Origin of the sequence: Pseudomonas sp. D1-36 (assembly GCF_051132205.1) — a bacterium.
Classification (GTDB): domain Bacteria; phylum Pseudomonadota; class Gammaproteobacteria; order Pseudomonadales; family Pseudomonadaceae; genus Aquipseudomonas.
Map to the genome: position 1 here is coordinate 1,030,744 of NZ_CP071674.1, position 12,900 is coordinate 1,043,643.

Here is a 12,900-nt window from a genome sequence, read left to right on the forward strand (position 1 = left end):
CGCAACCGGGGCATCATCCCTGCACCTTATCGGCTGCTATTCACTTTCTCCCTTGTTGATTGTGACTGGTCGGCTTGTACAGGAGACTCGTGGCAATGTCCTATCGGCCTGTTGGAGTTCTGCCCATGAATGATTCTGTGCGCTTCGAAGATAAAGTCGTGATCGTCACCGGAGCCGGTGGCGGCCTGGGTCGCGCCCATGCGCTGTTGTTCGCCAGGCATGGCGCAAAAGTGCTGGTCAACGATCTTGGCGGTTCGGCGCAGGGGGAGGGAGCCAACGCTTCGGCGGCGGATCGGGTGGTCAGTGAAATTCGCGAAGCCGGCGGCGTTGCCGAAGCCAATCACGATTCGGTTACCGATGGCGACAAGCTAGTACAGAATGCCCTCGACGTGTTCGGCAGGGTTGATGTTGTCGTCAACAACGCCGGTATCCTGCGAGACAAGACTTTTCACAAAATGGACGATGCCGATTGGGACCTGGTGTATCGCGTTCATGTCGAAGGCGCTTACAAAGTTACTCGTGCGGCCTGGCCGCATTTGCGCGAGCAGAATTATGGCCGGGTAATCTTCACGGCTTCCACGTCTGGCATCTACGGCAACTTTGGCCAGTCCAATTACGGCATGGCCAAGCTTGGTCTCTATGGCCTGACTCGCACCCTGGCCATCGAAGGTCGCAAGAACAACATCCTGGTCAATGCCATCGCTCCCACCGGCGGCACCCGCATGACCGAAGGCCTGATCCCGCCTCAAGTGTTCGAGCAACTCAAGCCTGAACTGGTCAGCCCACTGGTGGTGTACCTGGCCAGTGAAGCCTGCCAGGAAACCTCCGGATTGTTCGAAGTGGGCGGCGGCTGGATGGGCAAGGTGCGCTGGGAGCGCAGCCTCGGCGCGGGGTTCGACCCGCGCGAAGGTTTCTCGCCGCAAGACGTCGCCGCCCACTGGCAGCAGATCTGTGACTTCCAGGATGCTGTTCACCCGAATGACAACCTCGAAGCCTTGAAAGAGATGATGGCTAACCTGCAGCGTTACGCCGTTTAAACCCATCGCCCGGACCGGTTGCCGTCAGCAGCGGTGACCGATTCAGGGGAAGTATTTCTTCACCAGGGCAGCCAGATTCGCGGCGGTCTCGATGTCCATCACACCGTCATACTTGGCCGGGCGGAAGTGCAGTTGGAAGGCGCGTACGAGTCGTTGAAAGCCTACGGTTGTGGTGGCCGCCGACGTGTCATAGCCATACCTCCTGAATAATCCCAGCAATTGTTCGCGAAGCGGGATTCCCTGGGTTTGGTATGCCTGCATGTAAGTTTTCTGGGTGCAATCGTCAAACCAAGCCCCAATTCCCTTGAGATACAGCGCGCGCCAAGGAAACATCGGGCCCGGGTCGCTTTTTCGCCCCGCAGCGATGTCCGAATGCGCCACCACGTTGACCGGGCTGATGTCCGGATATCGCTTGAGAATGTCGGATGCCAAATACTCGATGGCCTCGATTTGCTGGGCCTTATAGGGCGGAAAGGTAAATTGGCCTTGGTTGTCGGTGGCCAGGTTGACAATTTCAACGCCAATCGAAGTGTCATTCAAATTGCTGCGGTTGCCCCAACTGCTCACACCGGCATGCCAGGCCCGCTGGTTTTCGTCTACAAGGTTGAAGATCTGTGGCTCTTTGAAGCCAGCCTTCAAGTAAGTGGGGTCGGCAAAGTCGGGGATAAGGTAATGAGCACTGACCGAAGGACCGGTCAGTGCGGTGATGGAAGAGGCGAAGTTGCCGGCTGTGTAATGGAAGACCAGAAAACGAATGCGGCTATTAAAACCTTTTCTTGAGCGATAACTTGTATTGTTTATCTGCATATCAATAATCCACTGATGAAAATCGAAGCGAAGTGCCGCGATTGACTTCAGCGTAACAGTGAAATTTTTATGTGCGCGTAGTTGGGTTCTCGGTTTGTTGTAGGAACTGGCGCTAGGTGGTTGAGGATTTTTTAATGGCAGTGAGGGTTAGATAGATAGGAAGAGTTTGAATGGCCGAAATAGCTATTCCTAGCGTCCCGTCGCGAAAGTTGATAATGGCTAATTAAATAAACTCGGCAGCTGAGGGATTACCTAAGTGTTGTAGGAATCGAGAAGTTTTTATCGAGAAAAATAACCTACAAATAAAAAAGGCCGCTGCAAAAGCAGCGGCCTAAGCATGACGTTGGAAAGGAGCTACAAATCAACGTCAGTTGTACACGGGGACGATGGATTGATGCGCAATCCATCCGAATGACGGTGCGTCAGGCGCGGGGGACGCCAGGCGACTTGTGCTTGCGGGCCCGTTGTCCTGCAAGCCCGGCCAGCATAGTAGGCGCAGGCTGTAGGAAACAGTCCGGTTACGGACATGCACTGTTGCAGTGCGCGCAACAGTTGCGAGCACCATGTTGGTCATGCGCGGCATTGATGACCCATCATCCAGTCCGTTCATGCTTGCCGCATAAGCCGTTCCCGCACGGGCAGTAATCCTTTTGGGGTACAGCGCGAATACCCCCTTGGTGCGCTTATCGCCCAATGCCGGCGGCAGTAGGGTGAAGGCTCTGTCACTCACCGGGGAAGACGCATGACAACAATAACAATGCGCGCCATCTTCAAGCCGCAGGCGCTGGCCGTCGCGGTGGCCTTGGGTTGCTGTGCCCAGGCGCAGGCCGTTTCTTTCAACATTGGCGAGATCGAGGGGCAGTTCGACTCCTCTCTGTCCGTCGGCGCGAGCTGGGGCATGCGCGATGCCGACAAGGATCTGGTCGGTACGGTCAACGGGGGGAGGGGGCAATCCTCCACCGGTGACGATGGGCGACTTAACTTCAAGAAAGGCGAGACCTTCTCGAAAATCTTCAAGGGCTTGCACGACCTGGAACTCAAGTACGGCGACACCGGTGTGTTCGTGCGCGGCAAGTACTGGTACGACTTCGAACTCAAGGACGAAAACCGGGAGTTCAAGGACATCAGCGACAGCAATCGCAAAGAAGGCGCCAAGTCATCGGGCGCGCAGATTCTCGATGCCTTTGTCTATCACAACTATTCCATCGCCGATTTGCCCGGCACCGTGCGCGCCGGCAGGCAGGTGGTCAGTTGGGGTGAAAGTACCTTCATCGGTAACTCCATCAACAGCATCAACCCGGTGGACGTGTCTGCGTTCCGTCGTCCGGGCGCGGAGATCAAGGAAGGCTTGATCCCGGTGAACATGCTGTTTGCTTCCCAGGGCTTGACGGACAAGCTCACTGTCGAAGGTTTCTACCAGATAGAGTGGGACCAGACGGTCGTCGATAACTGCGGTACGTTCTTCGGCAACGATGTGGTGGCGGATGGATGCACCACTGGTTACACCGTAGGCAGCCCGGCGATTGCGCCGTTCGTACCGCTGACCGAGGCATTTGGCCAGGGCATCCAGGTGACCAGCGAAGGGGTTGTGATTCCCCGCGGCGGTGACCGCGATGCGCGGGATTCCGGCCAGTGGGGGACGGCGTTGCGCTGGCTCGGCGATGACACCGAGTACGGCCTGTATTTCATGAATTACCACAGTCGTACGCCTACCGTGGGCACCACTACGGCCGGACTGTCCACGTTGTCCGCGCTGCCCGGCATGATTGCGATAGCCGAGGGGATTGCTCCGGGCAGCGGCGCGGGACTGGCACAAAGCGTAATGCTGGGTCGCGGTGGGTATTATCTTGAATACCCTGAAGACATCCGCCTGTACGGCGCGAGCTTCTCCACCACGCTGCCGACAGGCACTGCGTGGACCGGCGAGATCAGCTATCGCCCCAATGCACCGGTGCAGGTCAACACCAATGACCTGACGCTCGCCTTGGTGAACCCGATCGCCGGTGGCGCCGCGTCCCCCATCGCCACCTCGCCGGGCGCCGACAACACCGGCTACCGCCGCAAGGAAGTCACCCAGCTCCAGAGCACCCTGACCCACTTCTTCGACCAGGTATTGGGCGCCGATCGCCTGACCGTGGTAGGCGAGGCGGCGGTCGTGCATGTCGGTGGTCTCGAGTCGAAAGACGAGCTGCGTTACGGCCGCGACTCGGTCTATGGCCAGTACGGCTTCAACGGTGACACCGATGGATTCGTCACGTCGACGTCATGGGGCTACCGCGCTCGGGCGATTCTCGACTACTCCAACGTCATCGGCGGGGTCAACTTCAAGCCCAACGTGTCCTGGTCCCACGATGTGGCCGGCTATGGGCCCAACGGCCTGTTCAACGAAGGCGCCAAGGCCGTCAGCGTCGGCGTCGATGCCGATTACCGCAATACCTACACCGCCAGTCTGAGTTACACCGACTTCTTCGGCGGCGATTACAACGTTCTCGAAGACCGCGACTTCCTCGCGCTGAGCTTCGGCGTGAACTTCTGATCTGGCTGACAAGGAAAACCCAATGCGCAAGACGATCCTGCAATGCGGTGCCCTGGCCCTGAGCCTGCTGGCCGTGAACGTGATGGCGGCGGTCTCGCCGGAGGAAGCGAACAAGCTGGGCACCAGCCTTACGCCTCTGGGCGCGGAAAAGGCCGGCAACGCTGACGGCTCGATCCCGGCCTGGACCGGCGGCATTCCGAAAAACGCTGGCGCCGTGGACAGCAAAGGCTTCCTGGCCGATCCGTTCGGCAATGAAAAACCACTGTTCACCATCACCGCCGCGACCGTGGACAAATACAAGGACAAGCTGTCCGACGGCCAGGTCGCGATGTTCAAGCGCTACCCGGAAACCTACAAGATCCCGGTCTACCCGACACATCGCAGTGTCGGCCTGCCGCCGGAGATCTATGAGGCGGCCAAGCGCAGCGCGCTCAATGTGAACGCCATCAACGACGGCAACGGCCTGGCCAACTTCACCGGCAACCGGTATTACGCGTTTCCGATCCCGAAAAACGGCGTGGAAGTGCTGTGGAACCACATCACCCGGTACCACGGCGGTAACCTGCGGCGCGTCATCACCCAGGCCACGCCACAGACCAATGGCAGCTTCACGCCGATCCGCTTCGAAGAAGAGATCGCCGTGCCGTTCCTGATCAAGGACGCCGACCCGGAAAAAGCCAGCAACGTGTTGACCTACTTCAAGCAGGAGGTCACGGCGCCGGCGCGCCTGGCCGGTAACGTGCTGCTGGTACACGAGACGCTCGACCAGGTGAAGGAACCGCGCCTGGCGTGGATCTACAACGCCGGCCAGCGCCGGGTGCGACGTGCCCCGCAGGTGGCCTATGACGGCCCGGGGACGGCCGCCGACGGCTTGCGTACCTCCGACAACTTCGACCTGTTCTCCGGCGCGCCGGACCGCTACGACTGGAAGCTGATCGGCAAGAAGGAAATGTACATCCCGTACAACAGCTACAAGCTCGATTCGCCAAGCCTCAAATACGATGACGTGATCAAGGCCGGCCACATCAACCAGGACCTGACCCGCTACGAATTGCACCGGGTGTGGGAAGTGGTCGGGACGGTCAAGCCCAGCGAGCGGCATATCTACGCCAAGCGTCACATGTACATCGACGAGGACAGCTGGCAAGCGGCGCTGGTGGACCATTACGACGGTCGCGGCCAGTTGTGGCGCGTGGCAGAGGGGCATGCCCAGTTCTACTACGACCATCAGAACCCGGGCTACACCCTCGAGGCGCTCTACGACATCATCGCCGGCCGCTACATCGCGCTGGGCATGAAGAACGAAGAGAAACACGCCTACGTATATGGGTTCGAGGCTCGGGCGGCTGACTATACCCCGGCGGCGTTGCGTTCGAGTGGGGTCCGGTAAGCCTACTGGCGGGACAGCGAAAGGAAGACCGGCAACCGAGTTGCCGGTCTTTTTTTTATGGCCGCCAATCAGCGCGCTGAATACTTCTCCTAAGGTGGTCGACACCGGTCTAGGGTGAAGGAACAACAATAAAAGGGACCTCGCAATGACCGCCATGACCCCGTGTCCGGACCGTCCAGGGCTGCTGCCTCGCCTGTCTTCGACACACGTGCCGCGCAGGTCGTTGAGCGAGCCCCTGTTGGCTTCCGAGGCGCGGGTAAAACTGCTTTGCGCACCGGCGGGAAGTGGCAAGAGCGCATTGTTCGCCGAGTGTTTCCTGCAAGCGCCCGCGGGGTGCCGCTTGCATTGGCTACCCTTGGCGGGCGCGGTGATGGACGCCGCGCAACTGTGCGAATGCCTGGCGCAAGCCCTCGGGCTGCCGGTGACGGATGAGACAAGCCTGTTGGCTCATCTGGCGCGTTTGCAAATCCCGACGTGGCTGTTCCTGGACGATTATTGCCGCACGCCCAATCCTGAGCTGGACCTGTTGCTTGACCGTTTGTTGAGCACCAGCAGCCCGGCATTGCACCTGTGGTTGAATGGACGCCGTCGTCCCCATTGCAACTGGCCACGCTTGTTGCTCGATGACGAATTGTATGAAGTCGACGCCCCGGCCCTCGCGTTTTCTTGCGACGATATCCAGCAACTGCTGGCGCATCTGCCCGGCCCGCTGGCAGCGCGCACGGCCCGGGAAGTGATACAGCGTAGCGGCGGCTGGTGTGCCGGCGTGCGCATCACTTTGCTCGAACGCTGTGAATGGGCACGCCGGCACGCAACGCCGGGGCGGCCCGGCACTTTGCTGGATTACCTTGAATACGAACTGTTCGGTACGTTGACCCCGGAGTTGGCCCAGGCCTGGCGCGTGCTGGCGCACCTGCCGCGCTTCAACGGGCAGCTTTGCGCCCATCTTTTCGGCGATACGGTGGGCGCCGAATGCCTTCCGTTGCTGCTGGACCTGGGATGCTTTATCGGACCCTGGGAGCAGTCATCGGATTGGCTGCGGATTTTCCCGCCCCTGGCGCGATTGGTGCGTGAGGAGCCCTGGCCACAAGGCCGCTCCTGGCATCGACGAGCCTGCCAGTGGTTTGCGGCCGAGCAGGACTGGCCGATGGCATTCGAACAGGCCATGCAAGCCGGGGAATTCGAGACCGCCGTCAGTCTCCTGCAACACTTGCATTTCGAACATGTCCTGCAAGGCAGCAATGCCCAATTGCTGCTAGCCCTGCATGATCAGCAGGGCGAAGCGCTGTCGCTCGGAACCGCGCAATCGGTCGGGGTGATCACGACCGCCTTGCTCTTCGCCGGACGCTTCGACCAGGCTGAAGGCTGTATCGAACAGCTGACCAGGTTCCTGCCCCAACCGCTGGCTTGTCAGCAGCGAGAGCTGATTGCCCGCTGGCAGGTCTTGCGTGGTTGGTTGTTGCACTTGCGCGGAGACGGCGAACAGGCGCGCGAACATTTTTTCCAGGCCCAGGCCGGCCTGGACCCGGAGGCTTGGGCCCTCAAGGTGCTGTGCCTGATTGGCCAGACACAACAGGCGCTGCTTCAAGGTGAATTGGCGCTGGCGCAGGCGATCAATCGCCAGGCGCTATGTGTCGCGCGCGCCGGGGGCTCGCTGGTGTTCGAAGGGCTATTGGAGTTGGACCACGCGCAAATCCTGGAGCAGCGCGGCGCGCCTCACCGGGCCGACCACTTGTTGGGCGCTGTTCAGGCGTTGCTCGATAAACCAGGGCAGGATTTCTCTGCGTTGCTGGGACGTATCGCCTTGCGGCGGGGACGCCTGGCGTTGCGCATGGGGCTTGAGGAGCAGGCTGGCGAGCATTTTCAGGCAGGGCTCGAAGCCGGCTTGCGCAGCCAGGACAAGCAAGTGCTCTATGGCTTTCTCGGCAAGGCAAGCCTGGCCGCCAACCAGGGCAACTATGGCGAAGCCTTCATGCAGCTTCGCGACGCCGAACGGATCATGCAACAGCGGCACATCCCCGAGACGGTATACCGTGGTGTACTGCTGCAAGTCAGCTGTCAATTCTGGCTGCAGCAGGGGCGCCCGGAACTGGCCCATGAAGTCTTGACCCGAGTGTTGCGGCATTTTCGCGGACCGCAGGCCAAGCACGCGCCGCCAGCGACCCTGGAGTTGATTCCGCGCCTCGAATACTTGCTGGTGCTGACCGAAGTCTATCTGCACCGGGCGCAGGATCCGCAGGCTCGGCTCCGGGAAATGATCGCCCAGGCGCAACGTTGCGAAATGCATGGGTTGGAGACCGAACTGGTACTGGTATTGGCGGAAGTCGTCTGGCTGTCGGCCGATCACTCCCAGGCGCGTGCTCTCATGCAAGAAGGGCTTGAGCGGGTTGCCTGCTGGCGGGCGCAACAAGCCTTGCGCGAGCTGTGCCTGCGTCAACCGGATCTGGTGCGCGCCGCCCAATCCGGTGAACAACTCGAACCGCCACCCACGGTGCCCGAGGAAACCGTGCTCAGCCACCGTGAGTTGGAAGTGCTCGAGTTGATTGCACAGGGTTATTCTAACCAACAGATCGCCGAACAACTGTTCATCTCATTGCACACAGTAAAAACCCATTCGCGTCGCATCCACAGCAAGTTGGGCGTGCAACGACGTACACAAGCTGTCGCCAAAGCCAAGGTCTTGGGCATGATGAGTTAAATAAACAACTTACGCCCGCTTACATATCATCGGGGAAAGGTCGAAGCGTGTTGGTGTATAAGTTCCGGGCTGAAGTTGGTTCGACTGAAGTTCAGCTGCCCCGGCACCGTAACGAGTGTCGTCAATTCAAGAATCGAACGGGAAGTTTGATTCGATACAGAACAAGGAAGTTTTATGTACGCTCCATTGTTTGCTTCACATTCGCAAAGGCTCGTCGCCCTCAAGAAAACGCGAGTGGACTTCGCTGTGCAGGTGTTATTGGGAGAGGCCCTGGAAGGGCTGGAAGTCAATCCCCACAACAATTATTTGAACACGCTGACTGATGTTTCTGGCGCCGAGGTGGTTTCTTCCGTCACCTTGTTTGATGAAGCGCTGGCTTGCGTTGAAAAACAACTTGCCCCTCACTACACCCAAGGTGTTAGTGAAGTCTTCAGCAAGCGTTATTCTTTCGCCGCTGAGGATCGGATCAAGGGATTGGACGTGATCGGTTTTGAGAGGATCGTCATCGATATCGTCTCCAGCCTGACTGACGGTCCCTCGATGGATCTATCCCGGCCTGGCCTGAAGTCACTCGCCGTTGCGGACCTTGAGTCGATCCTGAAGGACCACCTGCCAGGCATCGACCTGAATGAAACCTATGTCACCGGTTTTGCGCCCGACGGTCTTGGCGGCCGGGTGATAACCTCATCGCAGAAGTTGGCGGACTATCTCTTGGCTCACTTCGATGATGACAATATTCCCTTTCATGCCAAGGGCGACCATCAGGCCGTGTACACGGTGGCCTTCAGCGGGGAAGCCAGGCACGCTCATCCGCAGCTGACCACTGGCCACCTCAACGACCTACTGATCCGGATCGTGCCGCACTTGCTGGGCTGATCCCGGGGCGCCCTCGTAGCCCATGCGCCAGCTCACGGCCCGGGTCGCCGCCAACAGGCGCTGCGCCGCCGGGCCGTTCTCATCGGCGTGGAACAGCGATGTCGGGCCGACAATCGTGATCACCGCCGCGACGTCGCCCATGGCGTTGAACACGGGTGCGGACAACGCATCCACTCCGGGCATCAGCAAACCATGCACATGATGCAGGCCACGATTGCGGATGTGTTCGCACAGCGTTGCATAGGCCTGCTCGTCGGCCAGGACATGGCCGTGGGTGGCGCGTACTTCCTGGTCGCGCAACTCGATGGTCTCGCGCTCCGGCAGATAGGCGCTGAAAACCAGCCCGGTGGATGAGCTGAGCAAAGGGAGTACCGAGCCCAGTTGCGTCACCACGGTCACGGCCCGCACGGCGGGCTCGATCCGCACCACCGTTGCACCGTGGTTACCCCATACCGCCAGGAAACAGGTTTCGTTCAAGTCATCGCGCAACTCGGCCAAGGGCAGGGCTGCCACCTGCAATACATCCATGCCATTCAACGCCGCCAAGCCCACGCGCAAGGCCTCGCGACCCAGGCCGTAGTGATTGGTGGCTGTGTTCTGTTCGGCAAATCCGCTGGCGATCAACGCCTGAAGATAACGATGGACCTTGCTGGCGGGCATTTGCACGTGTTCGGCCAGGCGCGACAGCGACGTGGACGGCGACAGCTCGGCCAAGGCCTTGAGGATATCGGTGCCGACCTCAGCGGAGCGGACTTTCTGTTTACCGTTGCCGGGCGGGTTTTCCATGGAGGTTCGGGTCCGTAGGGCGAATGGGCGTCTTTATAGCTTGACGGTCGTCGCCGAGCAAATTACGTTGTGCGTAATTTGATTACGATAAAAACAACCCGGTACGCCTCAAGTTTTTCATTGAGTGACGGGCCGCATCTCAGGAGGCTCCATGAACCTCGATTCCACGCCGTCGGACGTGCTTTATCAGTCTGGCTTCGGTAACGAATTTTCCAGCGAAGCGCTGCCTGGCGCCTTGCCGGTTGGCCAGAACTCGCCGCAAAAAGCGCCGTACGGGCTGTATGCCGAATTGTTTTCCGGTACCGCCTTCACCATGGCCCGCAGCGAAGCGCGGCGAACCTGGATGTACCGCATCCGGCCATCGGCCAACCATCCGGCCTTTACCAGGTTGGAACATCAGATGGCCGGCGGCCCGCTGGGCGAGGTCACGCCGAATCGCCTGCGCTGGAGCCCCCTCGAAATTCCCGGCGAACCGACCGATTTCATCGACGGCCTGGTGCGCATGGCCGCCAACGCTGGCGCGGACAAACCGGCTGGCATCAGTATTTATCACTACCGGGCCAACCGTTCCATGGAGCGGGTTTTCTTCAATGCCGACGGCGAATGGCTGGTCGTGCCGCAATCAGGGCGGTTGCGGATTGCCACCGAGTTGGGCGTGCTGGAACTGGCGCCCTTGGAAATCGCCGTATTGCCCCGTGGCTTGAAATTCCGCATCGAATTGCTCGACGCCCAGGCTCGCGGTTATATCGCCGAAAACCATGGTGCGCCGTTGCGCCTGCCGGACCTGGGGCCCATCGGCAGCAATGGCCTGGCTAACCCGAGGGATTTCCTGTCGCCGGTCGCTCAATACGAAAATCTCGCCCAACCCACTACGTTGATCCAGAAATTTCTCGGGGAGCTGTGGACCTGCGAACTGGACCATTCGCCGTTGGACGTGGTGGCCTGGCATGGCAACAACGTGCCATATAAATATGATCTACGCCGTTTCAACACTATCGGCACGGTCAGCTTCGACCATCCGGACCCGTCGATTTTTACCGTGCTGACGTCGCCCACCAGCGTCCATGGCTTGGCAAATCTCGATTTCGTGATTTTCCCGCCGCGCTGGATGGTGGCCGAGAATACCTTCCGTCCACCTTGGTTCCACCGCAATCTGATGAATGAATTCATGGGGCTGATCCAGGGCGCCTACGATGCCAAGGCTGAAGGTTTCCTGCCGGGAGGCGCGTCGCTGCACAGCTGCATGAGCGCCCATGGTCCCGACGGCGAAACTTGCACCAAGGCCATCAATGCCGAACTCAAACCGGCAAAAATCGACAACACCATGGCGTTCATGTTCGAGACCAGCCAAGTGCTGCGCCCGAGCCGTTTCGCCTTGGACTGCCCACAATTGCAAACGGACTACGATGCCTGCTGGGCCTCGTTGCCGGTCACCTTTGACCCGACCCGGAGATAATCCATGACTCAAGTTTCATCCACCCGTAGCTGGGTCGACTCCGCCAACGGCCATGCCGACTTTCCCTTGCAGAACCTGCCGCTGGGTATTTTCAGTCCGGCTGGCGAATCCCCGCGCAGCGGCGTTGCCATCGGCGATCGGATTTTCGACTTGCAGGCGGCGCTGCAAGCAGGCCTGTTCGACGGCGCTGCGGGCGAAGCCATCCTGGCGATGGAAGACGGCCAGTTGAATGCGTTCTTCGACCTCGGCCGTGGCGCCCGCGTTGCCTTGCGTGAACAGTTGCTGGAGTTGCTGCGCGAGGGCAGCCCTCGGCGGGACGAGATCGTGGCCCAGGGTGAAAAGCTGCTGCCACTGGCAGCGAGCTGCCAGATGCACCTGCCGGCGAAAATCAACGACTACACGGATTTCTACGTCGGCATTGAGCACGCGCAAAATGTCGGCAAGCTATTCCGGCCGGACAATCCGCTGCTGCCTAACTACAAATACGTTCCCATCGGTTACCACGGACGTGCCTCGACGGTCCGGCCGTCGGGCACCGATGTACGCCGCCCGAAGGGCCAGACCTTGCCGGCTGGGCAGGCCGAGCCAACGTTCGGCCCCTGCGCGCGGTTGGACTACGAGCTGGAACTGGGGATCTGGATCGGCAAAGGCAACGCCCTTGGCGAGCCGATCGCCATCGGCGACGCGGCCGAGCACATTGCCGGTTTCTGCCTGCTCAACGATTGGTCGGCCCGGGATATCCAGGCCTGGGAATACCAGCCACTGGGGCCGTTCCTGTCGAAGAGCTTCCTGACCAGTGTCTCGCCATGGGTCGTGACCGCCGAAGCCCTCGAACCGTTCCGCCGTCCGCAGCCAACGCGTCCCGAGGGCGATCCGCAACCGTTGCCGTACTTGCTGGACAAACGTGACCAGGCTGAAGGGGCATTCGACATCGAGTTGGAAGTGCTGCTGCTGACCGAAGCCATGCGTGAGCAGAACCTGCCGGCTCATCGACTGACCCTGAGCAATACCCAATACATGTACTGGACGGTGGCGCAAATGGTTGCGCACCACAGCGTCAACGGCTGCCAGTTGCAAGCGGGCGATCTGTTTGGCTCGGGTACGCTGTCGGGACCGCAAAGCGGTCAGTTTGGCAGCCTGCTGGAAATCACCGAGGGCGGGAAGAAGCCGATCGAACTGGCATCTGGCGAAGTCCGCAAGTTCCTGGAAGATGGCGATGAAATCATCCTGCGCGCCCGTTGCAGCCGCGAGGGCGTCGCGTCCATCGGCTTCGGCGAGTGCCGCGGCAAGATCCTGTCGGCACGGTGAGGCATG

The 12,900-nt window shown here is 60.1% G+C and carries 9 protein-coding genes; 7 read left to right on the forward strand and 2 right to left on the reverse strand.

The window, feature by feature from the left end:
* The first annotated feature begins 125 nt into the window (after positions 1-125).
* Positions 126-1,037 (forward strand): SDR family oxidoreductase, encoded by a 912-nt coding sequence (locus J3P76_RS04605; protein WP_420765484.1) that lies wholly within the window; start codon positions 126-128, stop codon positions 1,035-1,037.
* A gap of 42 nt (positions 1,038-1,079) precedes the next feature.
* Here the strand turns inward: J3P76_RS04605 and J3P76_RS04610 are convergent, their stop codons facing one another.
* Positions 1,080-1,844: an N-acetylmuramoyl-L-alanine amidase gene (locus J3P76_RS04610; RefSeq protein WP_434560595.1), complete on the reverse strand. Its 765-nt coding sequence runs from the start codon at positions 1,842-1,844 to the stop codon at positions 1,080-1,082.
* A 742-nt stretch (positions 1,845-2,586) separates the two neighbouring features.
* Here J3P76_RS04610 and J3P76_RS04615 point away from each other — a divergent pair.
* From J3P76_RS04615 to J3P76_RS04630, 4 genes are all read left to right on the forward strand, one after another.
* Positions 2,587-4,380 (forward strand): DUF1302 domain-containing protein, encoded by a 1,794-nt coding sequence (locus J3P76_RS04615; RefSeq protein WP_420765482.1) that lies wholly within the window; start codon positions 2,587-2,589, stop codon positions 4,378-4,380.
* A 22-nt stretch (positions 4,381-4,402) separates the two neighbouring features.
* Entirely contained in the window at positions 4,403-5,770 is a 1,368-nt protein-coding gene (locus tag J3P76_RS04620; RefSeq protein WP_434607721.1) for a DUF1329 domain-containing protein, read from the forward strand.
* 145 nt (positions 5,771-5,915) lie between these two features.
* The gene (locus tag J3P76_RS04625; RefSeq protein ID WP_434701591.1) at positions 5,916-8,468 is read left to right on the forward strand and encodes a LuxR C-terminal-related transcriptional regulator; all 2,553 of its coding nucleotides are present in this window, start codon (positions 5,916-5,918) and stop codon (positions 8,466-8,468) included.
* A gap of 174 nt (positions 8,469-8,642) precedes the next feature.
* Positions 8,643-9,344, forward strand: a complete 702-nt coding sequence (locus J3P76_RS04630) for a hypothetical protein (protein WP_434607717.1) — start codon at positions 8,643-8,645, stop codon at positions 9,342-9,344.
* Here the strand turns inward: J3P76_RS04630 and J3P76_RS04635 are convergent.
* A complete protein-coding gene (locus J3P76_RS04635) occupies positions 9,309-10,130 on the reverse strand; it encodes an IclR family transcriptional regulator (RefSeq protein ID WP_434675870.1) in 822 nt (273 codons plus the stop codon). The genes J3P76_RS04630 and J3P76_RS04635 overlap by 36 nt on opposite strands.
* Positions 10,131-10,281: 151 nt before the next feature.
* On the opposite strand from J3P76_RS04635, the gene hmgA reads away from it, so the two are divergent.
* Positions 10,282-11,586, forward strand: a complete 1,305-nt coding sequence (gene hmgA, locus J3P76_RS04640) for a homogentisate 1,2-dioxygenase (protein WP_434675871.1) — start codon at positions 10,282-10,284, stop codon at positions 11,584-11,586.
* A 3-nt stretch (positions 11,587-11,589) separates the two neighbouring features.
* On the forward strand, positions 11,590-12,894 hold the full coding sequence (fahA, locus tag J3P76_RS04645) for a fumarylacetoacetase (protein WP_434701592.1): 1,305 nt from the start codon (positions 11,590-11,592) through the stop codon (positions 12,892-12,894).
* The last annotated feature ends 6 nt before the right edge of the window (positions 12,895-12,900 follow it).